Raw genomic sequence first — 17,630 nt, 5'->3', positions numbered from 1 at the left:
AGGCGCTTGAATCATGAGTTTTCGCAACATCTCCGCCTGGTGCATCCGCAATCCGGTGCCGCCGATCGTCATGTTCGTGCTGTTGCTGCTGGCGGGGATCGTCAGCTTCAACCGGATGGACGTCAACAACCAGCCGGACGTCGAATTTCCTGCCGTGCAGGTGATTGTCGCGCAGCCCGGCGCGGCGCCGACGGAATTGGAAACCCAGGTAACGCAGCGGGTCGAGGCCGCAGTGCGCGGGGTCAGCGGCGTCGATGAAATGTCGTCTTATGTCGGTGAGGGCAACAGCCGCACCTTCGTTCAGTTCGCGATCGGTACGCCGATCGACCGTGCCTATAACGACGTCAACCAAGCGGTTCAGCAGATTCGCAGCGACCTGCCCGACGGGATCCTCGAACCACAGGTCGTGCGGGTCGATATCGCCGGCGGGCCGATTACCTATTTCGCCGTCGAGACGAGTGACATGACGCTGGAACAGCTGTCGTGGTTCGTCGACAATACGGTCGCCAAGGAATTATTGTCGATCCCGGGCATGAGTCAGGTGCGTCGTTCGGGCGGCGTGAGCCGCGAAATTCGAGTCATTCTGGATCCCGCGCGGATGCAAAGCTATGGATTGACGGCGAGCCAGGTCAATCAGCAACTGCGTCAGGTCAATGTCAACGCCGCGGGCGGACGTACCGAAATCGCCGGATCCGAACAGGCGGTTCGCGTGCTGGGCAACGCGGCCAATGCGTTCGATCTTGGCGGCACCCGGATCTCGCTTGGCAATGGCCGGACGATCCAGCTTTCGGACGTTGCCAAGGTGACCGATGGTTATGCCGAGCAGCGCAACCTGGCGAAGATCGAGGGGCGGCAAGTGCTGTCCTTTTCGATCGAAAAGGCCAAGGGATCGTCCGACGTCACCGTGCATGACGAGACGATGAAGAAGCTGGCAGAGATCAAAAAGGCCAATCCGAAGGTTGACTTCAAGATCCTCTTCACGCGCACCGACGATACCAAGGATCAATATCGTAGTTCGATGGCGGCGATGATCGAAGGCGCCATATTGGCGGTGGTCGTCGTATTCCTGTTCTTGCGCGACTGGCGCGCAACCTTGATCAGCGCGCTCGCGATCCCGTTGTCGGCGATCCCGACCTTCTGGTTCATGGACCTGATGGGCTTTTCGCTGAACGGCCTGTCGCTGCTCGCGCTCAGCCTGGTGGCCGGGGTGCTGGTGGACGATGCGATCGTGGAGATCGAGAATATCGTCCGGCATATGCGCATGGGCAAGACGGCCTATCAGGCGTCGATCGACGCCGCCGACGAAATCGGCCTGGCCGTGGTGGCGACGACGATGTCGATCGTCGCGGTGTTCCTGCCCGTCGCGCTGATGCCCGGTATTTCGGGGCAGTTCTTCATCCAGTTCGGAATGACGGTCGTGTTCGCGGTGCTGGTCAGCTTGGCGGTTGCCCGCATGATCACCCCGATGATTGCAGCCTATTTCATGTCGGCGCAGGGCGAACAGGAGCACGCAGCCGGCCCTTGGGTCGATCGCTACGAGCGACTGCTCGCTTGGACGCTGGATAAGTCAAAGCAGCAGACGATGCGCGCGCGCTTTGATGCCGTTCAAACGCGGCTGGTTTTTCTTGCCGCGCCGCTAGTGGTCGCCGGACTGGCCGCGCTGGCGACCGTCTTTTCCTATTATCAGCCCGTGCCGGTGGGACAGGACGCCCCCAATCCGGCCGTGCATTTTCTTCTGTTGACGCCTTTGTCGGCACTGGCAGCCTTTTTGCTCGCTAGTCTGCTTTTCATCCTGCTGGGCGCGTTGGCGTGGGTGATCGGCCTGCGGCAATACGCCTATACCAGCTGGGCAAAATTTATGGTTCAACGCTTTTGGGCCCGGATGTTCGATCACCGTGTGTGGATTGTCGGCATTGGAGTCGTGTCTTTCGCGCTGAGCATCATTCTGTTCATGACTCTGCCGCAGCAATTCCAACCAACCACCAACAGCAATTTCAGCCAGATCAGCTATGAATTGCCGCCAGGTTCGACGTTGACGCAGAGCGAGCAGATTTCGAACCAGATCAGCGCAATTCTTCAGGCGAATTCGACCGTTGAAAACGCCTTTTTCGACGTCAATGTCGGCGGCGGCAACGCGTTCATCACGCTGAAGAAGGATCGCGAGATCACCAGCGTTGAATGGGAGCGCAGCCTGCAGCCAAAGATGGCGGCGATCCCTGACGCGCGGGTCAATTTCCAAAGCCAGTCTGGCGGCTTTTCGGGCCGCGATATCACAATGGTGATCGGTGGCGACGATCCCGTCGCGCTCGAAAAACATGCGCGCCTGATCGTCGCCGAGATGGGCAAGCTGAAGGAATTGCGCGCGCCGCGCATCGAGGGCGACATCCCGCGGCCCGAAATCATTGTTAATCCGCGCATGGATCTCGCTGCCGAGCTTGGCGTTACGACGGCCGCGCTCAGCCAGACGATCCGCATTGCGACGCTGGGTGATATCGACCAGAATGCCGCAAAATTCTCGTTAACCGATCGTCAGATCCCGATCCGGGTGCTGCTGTCCGAAGATTCGCGCCGCAGTCTCGCAACGCTTGAGAACCTGCCGGTGCCGACGGCGCGTGGGACCACTGTTCCACTGAAGTCGGTGGCCCAGATCGGTTTCGGGGCGGGTCCGACCGAACTGCGCCGGTATAATCAGACACGCCGCGTCGTCATCGGTGCCGACCTGGCGCCGGGGTTGGTGACGGGCGACGCCCAGAAGAAGATCGACGCGCTGCCTGGCGTCAAGAATATGCCGCAGGGCATTCGCAAGGTCGTCCAGGGCGACCAGAAGTGGCAGGCCGAGCTCGCGTTGAACTTCGTGATCGCGGTGGTGTCGGGTTTGCTCCTGGTCTTCTCGACGCTGGTGCTGCTCTATCGCCGCTTCCTGTCGCCGCTCGTCAACATGTCTTCGCTGCTGCTTGCACCGCTTGGCGGGCTGCTGGGCCTGTGGATCACCGGCATGGAAATTTCGATGCCGGTCTATATCGGCCTGCTGATGCTGCTGGGCATCGTTGCCAAAAACTCGATTCTGCTCGTCGATTTCGCGATCGAGGAAATGGATCATGGCGTTGGCAAGATGGAAGCACTGCTCGACGCGGGGCGCAAACGCGCCCAGCCGATCGTCATGACGACGGTCGCAATGGTCGCGGGCATGGTGCCGACCGCATTGTCGCTTTCGGGCGATGGCGCGTGGCGCGCGCCGATGGGCGTCGTCGTGATCGGCGGCTTGATCCTGTCGACGATGCTGACGCTGCTGATCGTACCCGCGGGTTTCAGCCTAGCCGACAGCATCGAAAAGCGCCTTGGCCGCTTCTTCTCGCGCAACCTGCTCACCTATCGCACGGGTGACGACACCAAGCCGCAAGGGGAGCCGGCGCCGCACCCCGCCGAATGATCCGGCGCGGCCAAATGCGCCGCGCTGGTTGCAACTTTTGCGGCGCTTCGCCATTTGATGGTGATGATGGATAAGATTTCGACCCCGGACGAAACCGGACGCGCCCACCCCATCAGGGTGGGCGTTGCCGTTCCGACGGGCGGGCTGAACATCCGGGTTGTAGCGACCGGAATGCTTGTCGCCATGGCGATGGTCTTTATCGGCGCCAAATATTTCCAGGATGTTCATCCGGCGGTCGGTTTTATCCGCGCCTTTGCCGAGGCGGGGATGGTCGGTGGGCTGGCGGACTGGTTTGCGGTGACCGCGCTGTTCCGTCACCCGATGGGCATCCCAATTCCGCACACCGCCATCGTCCCGCGCAACAAGAACCGCATCGGCGACACCTTGGCGCATTTTCTGCTCACCAATTTCCTGTTGCCGCGCTTGATCGCGCGCAAGATGCAGACGCTCGACGTCGCGGGCGCAGTCGGAGCCTTCCTTGCGCAGCCCGCCGAAGGCGGTGGACGGCTCAAGCTGGGCGCGTCACGGATCATCGCCGATGCATTGGGGGCGCTCGACCAACAGCGGCTGGGCGGCATGGTCAAATCGGCGATTGCCGACCGGTTGCGCGAACTCGATGTCGCGCCGCTGCTGGGGCAGGCGTTGCAAGCCGCGCTGGCTGAGGGGCGGCATCAGCCGTTGCTCGATGCGATGGTAAAATGGGGATCGAAGACGCTCGAACTCAACGATCATCTGATCCACCAGATGGTCCACGACAACAGCAACGCGATCGTACGCTTTACCGGAATCGACGAAAGCATCTCCAACCGCATTGTCGCGGGACTGGGGAAGCTGCTCAGTGAAATGGCGATCGACGAAACCCACCCGCTGCGTCTCCGGGTCGAGGAAGGCCTCGCCAAGATGGCGCTCGACCTGCAGCATGATCCCGAGGTTCAGGCCAAGGTCGCCAAGGTTCGCGACGAGCTGCTCGAAAACAAGGCAGTCAAGCGCTGGCTTGACGGCTTATGGGAACAGGGCCGCGGCGCGCTGCTGAAGGCGGCACGCAATCCCGACACAATGCTGGCGGGGCGGATCGGCGAATTGGTGACGCAATTCGGGGCTATGCTCGGCGAGGACGTTGCGATCAAGCGGACGCTCAACCGTTACGCGCGCCGCGCGGTTGTCGGTATGGTCGATAGCTATGGTGAGACGGCGCTGAAACTGGTGTCGGACACGATCCGCGGCTGGGATGCCAAGACGATCACCGACCGGCTGGAAAGCGCCGTTGGCGACGACCTGCAATATATCCGCATCAACGGCACGCTGGTCGGCGGGCTGGTCGGGGTATTGATCCACACGGTGGATGTGTTGATCTGATCCACCAACCATTTGTCATTCCCGCGAAAGCGGGAACCCAGCGAGCAGACATCGCAACTGGATTCCCGTTTTCGCGGGAATGACGAGTTTAGTCTGGAATCAAACTCGCCAACCCTTCGCGAAAACTCGGATAGCGTGGTGCCCATCCCAGCAATCGTTTGGCCTTGCCGTTCGCCACGCGCCGGTTTTCGGCATAGAAAGCCCGCGCGGCCGGCGACAGGCCCGCTTCCGCCAGTGTCTGCAACGGCGGCAACGGCGCCCCCAGCATTGCGCAGCCCCATTCGACCAGCCGGTTTTGGTGGCACGGTTCATCGTCGGCGAGATTATAGACCCCCGCAGGTCCCTTGAACGACGCGATCACGCCGCTCGCGATGTCGTCGACATGGACGCGGCTGAACAGCTGGTCGGGCAGGTCGATCCGGTGCACGCGCCCCTCGCCGATACGGTCGAGGATCGAGCGGCCCGGGCCATAGATGCCGGGCAGACGAAAGACCGAAACCTCGCCGCGCAAATGCTGCCACGCTTTGTCTGCGGCGTTGCGGTCGGCGCGGCGTCCCTTGATCGGGGCGCTCTCATCGACCCAGGCGCCGCGCGCGTCGCCATAGACGCCAGTGGATGACAGATAGCCGGTCCATGTTGCGGGCGCGACCGCGATGGCATCGCCATAGCGGGCGAGGACGGGATCGGCGCCGGCGACGGGCGGCACCGACGACAGGATATGCGTGGCGGACCGCATGGCCGTGAGAACGGCGGTATCGTCGGCAAAGGCGATGCTGTCGCTGCGGCCATCTTGCGTGGTGCCGCTCACCTCCCAGCCGCGCGCGCGCAGCCGGTCCGCGAGGTGGCTCGCAGCATAGCCCATTCCGAAAATCAGCATCTGTCCCATCGCCCGCCTTATTGCGCGCCCCGCGCCCCGCGCCTAGACCCGAAACATGACCGACGCTTCTTCCACCCCCGCCATCCCCGTCACCATCCACCGCGGCGATTATCGCCCGCCCGAATGGCAGGTTCCCGACATCGCGCTCGATTTTGCTTTGGGAGTCGATGAAACGCGCGTCGCAGCGGCGCTGTCGGTCGTCCGCCACGCCGATGCGCCAACCCCGCTCGTGCTGCGCGGCGACGGGCTGACCCCGGCCGAGGTGCACGTCGACGGCGCGGTGTGGAACGACTGGCGAATGGTCGGTAGCGATTTGATCGTCGATCTCGGCGACCGCACCGCAGCGACCGTTGAGGTCGATACAGTGATCAACCCGGCGCGCAATACCCAGCTGATGGGGCTTTATGCCTCGAACGGCATGCTGTGCACGCAATGCGAGGCCGAGGGGTTCCGCCGCATCACCTTCCACCCCGACCGGCCTGACGTGCTCAGTCGCTACAAGGTGCGGATGACGGGGGACAAGGCGGCGTTCCCGATCCTGCTGTCGAACGGTAATTGCATCGCCCAAGGGGAGGACGGCAGCGATCATTGGGCGCTCTGGGAAGATCCGTGGCCGAAGCCGAGCTATCTCTTCGCGCTCGTCGCGGGCGACCTTGTCGTCAATCGCGACAACTTCACCACCATGTCGGGGCGCAAGGTCGAGCTCGGCATCTGGGTGCGCGACGGCGATGTGGATCGCACCGGTCACGCGATGCAGGCGCTGAAGGACAGCATGGCGTGGGACGAGCGCGTCTATGGCCGCGAATATGACCTCGACCTGTTCAACATCGTCGCGGTCAGCGATTTCAATATGGGGGCGATGGAGAATAAGGGGCTGAACGTTTTCAACACCCGCTATATCCTCGCCGACGCCGACACCGCGACCGACGTCGATTATGACGGGGTCGAGGGCGTCGTCGCGCATGAATATTTCCACAACTGGTCGGGCAACCGCGTCACCTGCCGCGACTGGTTCCAGCTGTCGCTGAAAGAGGGCTTCACCGTTTATCGCGACCAATGTTTTTCGGCCGACATGGGTTCGCCCGCGGTCAAGCGGATCGAGGATGTCCGTCTGCTCCGCGCCGCGCAGTTTCCCGAGGATGCGGGGCCGCTGGCGCACCCGATCCGCCCCGACAGTTTTCAGGAAATCTCGAATTTCTACACCGCGACAATCTATAACAAGGGCGCCGAGATCATCCGCATGATGGCGACGATGGTCGGCCCAGAGCGCTTTCGCAAAGGCACCGACCTGTATTTCGAGCGCCATGACGGCGAGGCGGCGACGTGCGAGGATTTTGTGCGGGCGATGGAAGAAGGGGGCGGCATCGACCTGTCGCAATTCCGCCGCTGGTATGAACAGGCGGGGACGCCGCGGCTGAAACTGTCGCTGGCCGATGCGGATGGCCAATGGTCGCTCGACGTGGTGCAGCTGGTCCCGCCGACGCCCGGTCAGCCGGAAAAGCAGCCGATGATGATGCCGCTGCGGCTCGCCGCCTTTGCAATGGATGGCAGCGCCGACGCGCTGCCCGATACGCTCGTCACATTGACCGGCGCGACCCAGCGCATATCGCTCGGCCGGTTTGCCGCCCGACCCGCGCTGTCGGTCAACCGCGGCTTTTCTGCGCCCATCATCGTGGACTTTGAACGCGCGCCGGGCGAACTCGCGTGGCTCGCGGCGAACGACGACGATCCCTTTGCGCGCTATGAAGCCTTGCAGCAGTTAATGCTCGATACGCTCGTCGCCGCCGTGTCGGGCGAGACGGGCAATCGGCAGGCGGTGGTCGATGCCGTCGCACAGACGCTGGCAGCCCGCGCAGCCGACCCCGCTTTTGTTGCGGAGGCGGTGCTGCTGCCCAGCGAAGCGTTTATCGGCGACCAGATGGTGACGGTCGATCCGGACGCGATCCGCCGCGAACGGTTGGCGTTGCAGGCGGCCATCGGTACCGCGCTCGAAAAGGAATGGCGCGGCATCCTGGCTGGCTCGGCGCCGCCCGCGACCGACCTGTCGCGCACGGCCAAGGGTAGCCGCCGCCTGCGCGGCGTCGCGCTTGCCTATCTGGCGGCGACGGGGCTGGACGATGTTCCCGCGCTGGCGTTCCAGATTTTCTCCGACGCCGACGGCATGACCGAACGGCAGGCCGCGCTTGCGACGCTGGCGCATGGGGATAGCGACGAGCGGGTGGCGGCGCTCGACATCTTTTACCAGCGCTATCGTGACAATCCGCTTGTCCTCGACAAATGGTTTCAGGTGCAGGCGTGGTCGCTGCGCGCCGATACCGTCGCGGCGGTCGCGGAGCTGGCGCGGCATCCCGACTTCACGCTCGCCAATCCCAACCGGGTGCGCTCGCTCTATGGAGCGCTGTCGGGCAATCAGGCGGCGTTTCATCAGGCCGATGGCGCGGGCTATCGCCTGATCGCCGATCTGGTCATCGCGCTCGATCCGAAAAATCCGCAGACCTCGGCGAAGATGATTCCGCCGCTCGGGCGCTGGAAGCGCTTCGACGAGGCACGCGCAGCGATGATGAAGGCCGAACTGGCGCGCATCCTGGCGCAGCCGGGGCTGTCGCGTGATGTAACCGAGCAGGCGAGTAAGAGCTTGCTGGGGTGAGGTATTGGGTCCGCTTTGGGGTGGGGAGCTTCCATTCAAACCTCGTCATGCTGAACTTGTTTCAGCATCCATGGCCTGACCGCTAATGGAGCGCTGCGCCAAAGGATACGGCAGGCCATGGACCCTGAAACAAGTTGGAAAATATCCCGTCAGCATACGGATGTTGATATGTCATCTGAACAGCACTACGTACTGAACCCGAATCAGTGGAGGGTGTTCAGTGAGCGACGACCAGAAAAAAACGGATCAGGCCGACGCGATATTGAGCATGTCGTTCGAACAGCAGCTCGGTTACGACGTTCCGCGCATGTGGACCACCGGCGCTCAGTTTTTCGGAAACAACGAGCATGTCCTAGCGGTCTTCAGAGAGCAGACCTCCCGAGACATGGGCGATGGCACGACCACGCTTCACGTCCGGAATGTCGGGAGCATTATTATGCCGATCCAGGTGGCGCGCGATGTGCACGCTGCCTTGGGGGCCACTCTCGGTGCCGTGACGCCAAATGCAGACGACTGAAACAAGCCCGACAAGCTTTAAAATCCTGTTCGGCGCTTCCGCCCTTGCTGCTGCGGCGGTCCCAACGACTTATCAACAAAATGCTGCTATTGATCCCGTCGAGCCTTCTAAGCAGGATTACGCTAGTGAGCGTGGAACGGAAAGCGTGATGGCATATGATGAACGTCTGCTCGACGCCAAGCTAGAGGCAGTTGAGGCGCGGACCGAAACGAAGTTTGCTCAGTTGATCGGTAAGCTTGACCTTCTTGCGGCGGGCATTGGCGATGTTAAGGGAAAAATAGCCGAGCTCGACGTGAAGGTCGGGGTCGTCGATGGGCACACGCGGACAGCAAAGCGCGAGCTTATCATCACGGTAGTGACCACGGGGCTCGCATTGGGAGCCTTGGCATGGGGCGGTGTGCAAATCTTCCAAGGAGGTCTAGGACTAAGTTCAAGCGCCTTTCAAGCGGGTATGACAGCCGCCGATCAGAAGAATGCAAATGAACCTCAAAGACGCACTCCAGCAAAATAAGCTCGACCAGTTCATCGCCGAACACCCCGAAGTGAAGGGCGACGAAGAGGCGTTCAACCGCGCCGTTCAGGCAATGGCCCAAACGTCGAAAGAAGCTCGTCCATCATCGACGAAGGAACGTGGCGACGATTGAAGCGGTATTCCGCTTCCTTCGCATATTTCCACAGATGCTTGCGGCTCACGTGAATATGAGTGCCGTTAATCGACCGCTTTAGCTGCGCCCAGAAACCCTCAATCGAGTTGACGCCGCCACCGTTAGGGGTCGTGTACTGCCCCTTCTTGTGTTGCACGGTGACGTGATCGAAGCCGAGCGTATCGAGGCGGCGATATGAACCAAATTCGTCGGTCGCGACCGTGGCGCCGGGATGCACGTTGTCGAGCACGAGGCGTTCCATCGGCTCGCGGTGGCGGCTCGTGACGACCTTGGTAACGACTTCCCCGCCGCGTTCCATCATGCCGACCACAACGGCCTTGTTGCCCTTGTAGCCGCTGCCCTTGCCAGACACCGAACCGCCGATCAGCGTTTCGTCAATCTCAACAACCTCGCCAGCGCCGCCAAGCAAGCTATCGCCGTCAACGTCGCCCATATGCTTGCGGATAAGGTCTGCCATGCGCCACGCGGTCTTGTAAGTTACGCCTAGCTGGCGCTGCAATTCCTTAGCCGCCACGCCGTTACGCGTCGTCGTGAACAGGAAGATCGCATAGAACCACGATTGCAGCGGGGTGCGCGTCTTTTCAAACGGTGTGCCGACAGTCGGGTGCAGGTGATGGCCGCACCACTGGCAAGAATAAGCGCGCTCAGCCTTAATGCGGAACCACTTGGAAGCGCGCTCGCAACGGGGACACTCAAAGCCCTGCCCAAAACGGACATCGAACAGGTGATTGAGGCAGGTTTCTTCGTTCGGGAAACGCTTGAAAAACTGCGCGATGGTCTGGGGTTTGTTGCTCATTCCACGCTTTTACGCGGTTTCGTTACGTATGGCAAGGGGATAATCGCCAAACAAGTTCAGGGTAACGAGATAAGTGGTATCGGCTTCTGGTCGTTAAACGACCCTCGCGGTAGCCGTGGCTACCCGCCGATCCAATCCGTAACCTCACCTGCCACCTTGTTGGCCGCACGGGCCAGCGCTTCGCCGACTGGCTTCGCCTCGACCTTGCCCCCGATCGCTTCGCGGGCTTCAAAACGGCGCTGGGTGACGGACTTGCCGCCCGCCGCCACCAGCATCGCCTGATAGACAACGACGGCCTCGCCCGTTCGCGCATCGACGCCGAATTCCATCAGCTGACCCGCGAGTTGCTCGCCCGGCGCGGTCAGATATTGGCCTTCGTCGAGGACGACCCGGCCGGTGCGCGCGGCAACGGTTTCGGACACCAGGCGCTGGAACAGGCGGTTCGGCGCCTCGACCCATTGCGCGTCTTTGACATAGGTGACGCTCGATCCGTCCTGCTGCACCGGGATGCGCGTCGTGCGCAGTTTCTGCGGTGCGGTCGGGATCAGGATGGTGAGCGTCGATGCGTCCGCGGCGGTGCGCGCGGCGCCAGCGGGCGGGGCGGCTTCGGCGTCAAGCGTCAGCAGGAAGGGAGGGGTCTTGCCGCCAAGGCCAATACACGCCGACAACGAGACGGCGGCGACGGCGATGAGCAGCGGGGTGCGGAAGTGGCGGATCATGGCTCTGGTCCTCATTGCTTGTAATCGGGCAGCTTGCTGCCGCCCAGAACGGCGCCGGCGCCCTGCTGGTCGAGCTTGTCGGTCAGACTGGACAGCGACGCCGAGGTGCGGCGCAAATCGCGGATCAGCGCATTGGCTTCCGGAATTGTCGTTTCGCTGAAGGTCTTGAGGCCGGGCCGTGCGTCGGAAATCGCTGATTCCAGCGTTGCCATCGACGCATTGGCCGACTTCAGCGTCGCGCTAAGATTTGCCATCGCCGGATCGACATTGCGGTCGATCGTACCCTGCGCCGATGCCGCCAGATTGCCGATCTGTTCGGCCGCGACGCCGGTTTGCTGGATCGCGATGCGCGTATCGGCCAGGGCCTTTTCGATCGCCGGCCCGTTGCGCGCCAGGATCGCGGTCGATGCTTCGACGTTGTTCAATATGCCGCGCATGCTCGCCTGATTTTCGTCATCGGCCAGTTCGGCCAGCCGCTCGGTCAGCGTTGATAGCCGCTGCAACAGCTGCGGTGCGGTGTTAAGCAATTCGCCCAGCCCGCCGATGCGGGTGGGGATGACGGGCTTGCCCGCCGGGCCCTTGTCGGCAATTGCGGGCGCGCCCTTGACCGCGCCGTCGAGCGAAATCTGCGACACGCCGGTGAAGCCGACCCCCTCGATGGCGGCGGTCGTGCCCTGCAGAACAGGCACGCCCTCGTTGACCTCGATCCGCACGCGAACGAATTGGGGATCTTCGGGCCACAGCGCAATTTCGCGCACCTGACCCGACGGAACGCCGGAGAATTGCACCGCCGCGCCCTTGTTCAGCCCATCGACCGATTGTTTGAAGAAAATGTCATATTCCCGTTTGTCGCCGCCGCTGTCGTTGGCCAGCCAAACGATGAAAAAGGCGAGCGCCGCCGTAAAGAGCAGGACAAAGGCGCCGACCAGGACATTGTTTGAGCGAGTTTCCATCAGCTTTTCCTATCGCCGCTTCGCGGTTTGGTTCCCGCCGGCGGCTGCCCGGCCGCGGGGTCCGTTGAAATAATCCTGTATCCACGGATGCTCGGTGGCAAGCAGTTCCGGGATCGTACCCACCGCAATCACCTTCTTTTCAGCGAGCACCGCAACGCGGTCGCAGGTGGCATAAAGCGAGTCGAGGTCGTGGGTGATGAGAAAAACCGTGAGCCCCATCGTGTCGGCCAGCTCGCGGATGAGCTCGTCGAACTTGGCGGCGCCGATCGGGTCCAGGCCCGCGGTCGGTTCGTCGAGAAACAGCAGCGCGGGATCGAGCGCGAGTGAGCGCGCCAGACCGGCGCGTTTGACCATCCCGCCCGACAGCTCGGCAGGATATTTCGGCCCGGCGTCGGGAGGCAGGCCGACCATCGCAACCTTGTAGGCGGCGATCTCGTCCAGCAGTTTCTGGTCGGTACGCGGATAATATTCGCGCAGCGGCACCTGGATATTCTCCGCGACACTGAGTGTCGAGAACAGCGCCCCACCCTGAAACATCACCCCCCAGCGGCGGCGCAGATCGCGCGATTCCTCTTCGTCGGCAATGGTATCGAGCGTCTTGCCATACACTTCGATTTCGCCCGAGGTTGGGGTCTGGAGGCCGATGATCGAGCGCATCAGCACCGACTTGCCCGTACCCGATCCGCCGACCACGCCCATGATCTCGCCCGACCGGACGTCGAGGTCGAGGTGGTCATGAATCACCGCGTCGCCGAACTGGTTGACGAGGCCGCGGATGCGAATGGCGCAATCGAACTCTTCGGGCCGCACCGCGTCAGCGGCAGCCAGCTCTTGCGCAACCTGTTCGTCGATCTCTTCGCTCATCAATTCCATCCGATCGACGAAAAGAAGACGGCGAACATCGCGTCGAGGACGATGACGAGGAAGATGGCGGCGACGACGGCAGAGGTCGTCCGCTTGCCGACCTCTTCGGCGTTCTGGCGCACCTGCATGCCCTCGTAACAGCCGGTGACTCCGATCAGGATGCCGAACACCGGCGCCTTGATCAGCATCGCCCAGAAATCGGTCATTGGGATGATGTCGCGCAGCAATTGCACATACGTCACGGGGGTTATGTCGAGTCCGACCCAGCAAAACACCCCGCCGCCGATGATCGCGCAGATGCTGGCGTAAAAACCAAGCAGCGGCATCAAGATCGTCGCGGCAGCGACCCGCGGCAGCACGATCGCCTCCATCGGCGACACGCCGATCGTGCGCATCGCATCGATTTCTTCAGTCAGTTTCATCGTGCCGATCTGCGCCGCGAACGCCGACCCCGATCGGCCCGCGACCATGATCGCGGTCATCAGCAGGCCCAGCTCCCGGATCGACGCGCGGCCGACAAGATTGATCGTAAACACTTCGAGCCCGAACTGACGCAATTGCACCGCGCCTTGCTGCGCGACGACGATGCCGATCAGGAACGTCATCAGGCCGATGATCGGCAGCGCATCGACCCCGACGGTCTGGAACCGGGTGACGATCGCATGCCAGCGCAGCCGACGGCGCGCGCGCAATTGGGTGCCGAGCGCCATGATCATCGCGCCGAAAAAGCCGATGATGCCAAGCAGCTCGTGCCACACCGCCATGCTGGCGATACCGACCTGTTCGAGCATGCGGTTTAGAGTTGGGCGGCGGTCGCGGTGGACGCGATATTCGCTTTTGTCGCTGGCCAGCGCATCGAGCAGGCGCTGCGCTTCGGGACTGGCGCCGGTGACTGCGGCGCCATGTTCCTTGACTGTCCGGGTCACGATCCACGCGCCGACGGTGTCGATCCGTTCAAGTGCCGACAGGTCGAGCGTCGCGATTGGGCCGAGCGCATCGAGCCGGGCGGGGAGGTCGCCAAGACGCGCGAGCGTCAGCCGACCGGTAAAGCGGACATCGGCGCCATTGGCGCCGTCGCTCTGTTCGAAATCCGCTCTGGCCACCATCGTGCGGAGGACATTGTATTATTTGCCCGATCACGGCAAGCGAATCCCGCCCCCCTTGGCCGCAGTGCGGCGCGGCCCTATAAACAGGGAATGGAAACGCCGCCGATCCCGCCGCCGACCGACTATGCGCACCGCGTTGCGATGTACGACATGGACCGAACGATAACCCGATCAGGGACTTACAGCGGGTTTTTGATGCATGTTGCCGGTCGGCGGCAGCAATGGCGATTGCTGCTGTTGCCGGTCGTCGGGCTGGCAAGCGTCGCCTATGCCCTGCGCCTGATCGACCGGTCGCGGCTGAAGGCGATCAACCTGCGGTTGCTGGTCGGACCGCGCTTTGCCCGGGCCGAAATCGCGCCGCTGGCGGAAAGCTATGCCGACAAGGTGGTGGCGCGGGGTCTGCATCCCGCCGCGCTCGCACAGATCGCCGCCGATCGCGACGCCGGGTACAGGCTACTGCTCGCGACGGCTTCGTTCCACCTGTATGTCGATGCGATCGCGCGGCGGCTTGGCATGGACGATGTGCTCGCGACCCGGCTCGACGAACCCGATGGCGCTGACCATATCCACGCGCGGTTATCGGGCGACAATTGTTATGGCGACGCAAAATTTGCACGGATCGACGGCTGGATGGCGGCGAACGCGATGACCCGCAATGCGACCCATATCCGGGCCTATTCAGATCATGTGTCCGACCACCCGATGCTGCGGTTCGCCGATGAGGCGGTGGCCACAACGCCGTCGCGCCGGCTGAAGAAGCTGGCGCCGCAGATGGGGTGGTCGGTGGTCGACTGGCGGAGCCGGAAATAGACGATAAAACTTCGTCATTGCGAGCGAAGCGAAGCAATCCAGAGCGGTTTACGCCACCCTGCATTGCCGCGTCGCTTCGCTCCTCGCAATGACGATGTCAAACTGCGTCGAGCGCTTGGGTGAAATCGGCGATCAGATCGTCGGCGTCCTCGATCCCGATCGAGATGCGGACCAGATTGTCGGTGATTCCCATCAACGCCTTGCGCGCGTCGGGAACCGACAAATGCGTCATCGCCGCCGGGTGGCTGGCGAGCGTCTCGGTGCCGCCTAGGCTGACCGCGAGTTTCGCGATCTTCAGCGCGTCGAGGAAACGGAAACTCTCTGCCTCGCCGCCCTTGATGAACAGCGAAAAGGTCGAGCCGGCGCCGGTGCAATGGCGGTCGAAAATATCCTTTTGCCGCCCCTCGGGCAGGAAGCCCAAATAGCCGAGTCCCTCGACCTTGGGATGGTCGCGCAGAAAGGCGCAAACCTTGGCGGCATTTTCGCCGGCGCGGCTCATGCGCAATTCGACGGTCTCCAAACTACGGAGCAGCATCCACGCGGTGTGCGGGTCGCAGATCGTGCCGATGGTGTTGCGCATCATGCGGATCGGACCCAGCCAATGCTTCGATCCGACCACGCCGCCCGCGACCAGATCGCTGTGGCCGCCGGCATATTTGGTCAGGCTGTACAGCACGATGTCGGCGCCGTGCGCGAGCGGTTTCGACCACAGCGGGCCAAGGAAGGTGTTGTCGATGGCGATCGGCGGGCGGGCGCCCTCGGCAAAAGCCGCATCGATCGCGGCGCGCATCGCCTGAACATCGACCAGCGCATTGGTCGGGTTGGCGGGGCTTTCGAGGAAAACCATCGCGACCTTGCCGCCCTTTTCGGCTGCCATGCCCTGCGCCTTGGCCAGGATCGCGTCCATTTCTTCGCGCGTCGCTTCGGCAGGGAAGTCGACATAGGTGGCGCCGAAGCGCGACAGGATGCGCGCGATCAGCGTTTCGGTCGCGGCGTAGAGCGGACCCGAATGGACGATGACGTCGTTCATGCTGACATGCGCAAGCAGCAGGGTGGCGATCGCCGACATGCCGCTGGAAAAGACCAGCGCGTCTTCGGCCTTTTCCCAGACGCCGAGGCGCGCCTCGAGGATTTCCTGGTTCGGGCCGTTGAAGCGCGAATAGACGAGGCCGTCGGCGCCGCCGGGACGCTTGCCGGTGATCCCCTCGAAATGATGCTTGCCCGCCGCGGCGCTTTCGAACGCGAAGGTCGAGGTCAGGAAGATCGGCGGCTTGAGCGAGCCTTCGGACAGCATCGGATCAAAGCCGTACCCCATCATCAACGTCGCGGGCGACAATTCCCGCCCGCCGATTTCGGTGACGTCGGCCTTGGGCTTGCGGCGCGAGGTCGTGCCGGTCAGGTCGCTGTTGTCGATGGGGGGCATGCGTTAAGACTCCTGCGCAATATAGTTTCAACGGCAACTAGCGCGCTTTTCGCCCGCGGTCACCCCAGCATTGCGATGGCCCAGATCACGCCGATCAGCAGCGGCACCCCGATGATGTCCAGCGCGAGGCCGGCCTTTAGCATGCGCGGCAGGGCGATATGGTCGGTCGCCCAGGCGAGCGCGTTGGGACCGGTCCCCGACGGTAGCATGAAACCCCAGCTTGCCGCCATCGCGACCGGCAATGCGAGCAGGATCGGGTCGACGCCGGTCGCCGCAATCAGCGCCGCGAGCACCGGCATGATGCCGCTGGCGGTCGCAACATTGCTGGCGAATTCGGTGATCAATATGGTCAGCGCGACGATGATCGCGGCCAGCGCGATCGTCGGGATGCTGCCAAGCGGGGCGAGCACGGCGCCCAGCCACGCGGCCAGCCCGCTCGCCGTGATCGCGGCAGCGAGCGCGAGACCACCGCCGAACATCATGATCACGCCCCACGGCGCGCGATCGGCCTCTTTCCACGCGAGCAACGGGCGGCCGGTGCCGTCGGGCAGCACGAACAGCAGCAAACTGCCCGCCACCGCGATGGTCCCATCGGTGAGCGCGCCTTTGGGCAGAAAGGGTTCGAGCCACGGCTGCGCGATCCACGCGAGCAGCACGAGCAGGAAGACGGGGACGACGCGGCGCTCGGCGGTCGACCAGATCGCCTGGTTGCCGAGTGCGGCCGCCGCCGCCTGTCCGTCGAAGGGATGCGCGGCCAGTCGCTGAACCCGCGCGACGATGAGCATCGCGGCGGGGGTGGCGATCAGCACGATCGGGACGCCATAGATCGCCCAGTCGAGAAACGAGATGCGCAGGCCGAGCGTCTTTTCGATCAGCCCGGCGGCGATGGCGTTGGTCGGGCTGCCCACCAGCGTGCCGAGCCCGCCGATCGAGGCGGCAAAGGCGATGCCCATCATCACGGCGCCGGCAAACCCCTCGGTCTCGCCCTCGCGCACGCCGCCGGCGCGGACGACGGCCAGCGCGATCGGGATCATGATCAGCGCGGTCGAGGTATTGGAAATGAACATGCTGAGCAGCGCGGTCGCGGCCATGAAGGCGAACAACAGGCCGGTCGCGGTCGGCGCGGCACGTTTCAGCAACGCCAGCGCGAGGCGCCGGTGCAGTCCCACACGCTCGATCGCGAGCGCGAGGAACGCGCCGCCCAGGATCAGGAACAGGATCGGCGAATAATATTCCTTGGCGATCGCATTGGCGTCCATCACCCCGAAAGCGGGGACGAGCAGGAAGGGGAGCAGCGCGGTGACGGTCAGCGGCAAGGCTTCGGTCATCCACCAGATCGCCATGAGCACGGTCATGGCCGCGACATGCCAGGCGGTGGTTTCCATGCCCGCCGGAGCAGGCAGCGCGAGCATGACGATGAAGGTCAGCAGGCCGCCGATCAATCCAAACAGGCGCGTGCGTGTCATT

14 protein-coding genes are annotated in these 17,630 nt (G+C 63.1%); 6 read left to right on the top strand and 8 right to left on the bottom strand.

Annotated features, from left to right (window positions below):
• The first annotated feature begins 13 nt into the window (after positions 1-13).
• Complete coding sequence (locus ACQY6T_RS09590; RefSeq protein ID WP_428630561.1) at positions 14-3,430, top strand: efflux RND transporter permease subunit; 3,417 nt, start codon at positions 14-16, stop codon at positions 3,428-3,430.
• Positions 3,431-3,493: 63 nt separating this feature from the next.
• Positions 3,494-4,786, top strand: a complete 1,293-nt coding sequence (locus ACQY6T_RS09585; protein ID WP_428630560.1) for a DUF445 domain-containing protein — start codon at positions 3,494-3,496, stop codon at positions 4,784-4,786.
• Positions 4,787-4,874: 88 nt separating this feature from the next.
• Here ACQY6T_RS09585 and ACQY6T_RS09580 read toward each other — a convergent pair whose 3' ends face one another.
• The gene (locus tag ACQY6T_RS09580) at positions 4,875-5,672 is read right to left on the bottom strand and encodes an SDR family NAD(P)-dependent oxidoreductase (protein ID WP_428630559.1); all 798 of its coding nucleotides are present in this window, start codon (positions 5,670-5,672) and stop codon (positions 4,875-4,877) included.
• A 46-nt stretch (positions 5,673-5,718) separates the two neighbouring features.
• Here ACQY6T_RS09580 and pepN point away from each other — a divergent pair, with 46 nt between their 5' ends.
• The 3 genes from pepN (at position 5,719) to ACQY6T_RS09565 (ending at position 9,338) form a co-directional block, all read left to right on the top strand.
• Positions 5,719-8,310, top strand: coding sequence for an aminopeptidase N (pepN, locus tag ACQY6T_RS09575; RefSeq protein WP_428630558.1), 2,592 nt, complete (start codon positions 5,719-5,721; stop codon positions 8,308-8,310).
• Positions 8,311-8,530: 220 nt separating this feature from the next.
• Positions 8,531-8,827 (top strand): hypothetical protein, encoded by a 297-nt coding sequence (locus tag ACQY6T_RS09570; RefSeq protein WP_428630557.1) that lies wholly within the window; start codon positions 8,531-8,533, stop codon positions 8,825-8,827.
• Entirely contained in the window at positions 8,814-9,338 is a 525-nt protein-coding gene (locus tag ACQY6T_RS09565; protein WP_428630556.1) for a hypothetical protein, read from the top strand. Before ACQY6T_RS09570 ends, ACQY6T_RS09565 begins: the two co-directional genes overlap by 14 nt.
• A 53-nt stretch (positions 9,339-9,391) precedes the next feature.
• On the opposite strand, the gene ACQY6T_RS09560 is transcribed toward ACQY6T_RS09565, so the two are convergent.
• The 5 genes from ACQY6T_RS09560 to ACQY6T_RS09540 all read right to left on the bottom strand — a co-directional run bounded on the left by ACQY6T_RS09560 (position 9,392) and on the right by ACQY6T_RS09540 (position 13,930).
• The gene (locus ACQY6T_RS09560; protein ID WP_428630555.1) at positions 9,392-10,288 is read right to left on the bottom strand and encodes an IS1595 family transposase; all 897 of its coding nucleotides are present in this window, start codon (positions 10,286-10,288) and stop codon (positions 9,392-9,394) included.
• 119 nt (positions 10,289-10,407) lie between these two features.
• Positions 10,408-11,007 carry an ABC-type transport auxiliary lipoprotein family protein gene (locus ACQY6T_RS09555; protein ID WP_428630554.1) on the bottom strand — a complete coding sequence of 200 codons (600 nt, stop codon included), beginning with the start codon at positions 11,005-11,007 and terminating at the stop codon, positions 10,408-10,410.
• Between the two features lie 11 nt (positions 11,008-11,018).
• Positions 11,019-11,960, bottom strand: a complete 942-nt coding sequence (locus tag ACQY6T_RS09550) for an MlaD family protein (protein WP_428630553.1) — start codon at positions 11,958-11,960, stop codon at positions 11,019-11,021.
• 9 nt (positions 11,961-11,969) lie between these two features.
• Complete coding sequence (locus ACQY6T_RS09545; RefSeq protein ID WP_428630552.1) at positions 11,970-12,824, bottom strand: ABC transporter ATP-binding protein; 855 nt, start codon at positions 12,822-12,824, stop codon at positions 11,970-11,972.
• Positions 12,824-13,930, bottom strand: coding sequence for an ABC transporter permease (locus tag ACQY6T_RS09540; RefSeq protein ID WP_428630551.1), 1,107 nt, complete (start codon positions 13,928-13,930; stop codon positions 12,824-12,826). Before ACQY6T_RS09540 ends, ACQY6T_RS09545 begins: the two co-directional genes overlap by 1 nt.
• Before the next feature lie 90 nt (positions 13,931-14,020).
• On the opposite strand from ACQY6T_RS09540, the gene ACQY6T_RS09535 reads away from it, so the two are divergent.
• Positions 14,021-14,740, top strand: coding sequence for an HAD family hydrolase (locus tag ACQY6T_RS09535; RefSeq protein WP_428630550.1), 720 nt, complete (start codon positions 14,021-14,023; stop codon positions 14,738-14,740).
• A gap of 97 nt (positions 14,741-14,837) precedes the next feature.
• Here the strand turns inward: ACQY6T_RS09535 and ACQY6T_RS09530 are convergent, their stop codons facing one another.
• Together ACQY6T_RS09530 and ACQY6T_RS09525 are read right to left on the bottom strand one after the other, a co-directional pair.
• Positions 14,838-16,163 (bottom strand): cystathionine gamma-synthase family protein, encoded by a 1,326-nt coding sequence (locus tag ACQY6T_RS09530; RefSeq protein WP_428630549.1) that lies wholly within the window; start codon positions 16,161-16,163, stop codon positions 14,838-14,840.
• A gap of 59 nt (positions 16,164-16,222) precedes the next feature.
• Entirely contained in the window at positions 16,223-17,629 is a 1,407-nt protein-coding gene (locus tag ACQY6T_RS09525) for an SLC13 family permease (RefSeq protein WP_428630548.1), read from the bottom strand.
• Between the last annotated feature and the right edge of the window lies 1 nt (position 17,630).

Source organism: Sphingopyxis sp. (assembly GCF_965279725.1).
GTDB lineage: Bacteria > Pseudomonadota > Alphaproteobacteria > Sphingomonadales > Sphingomonadaceae > Sphingopyxis.
Note: the sequence above shows the minus strand (reverse complement) of the source record. Positions and strands in the feature narration are given on the sequence as shown.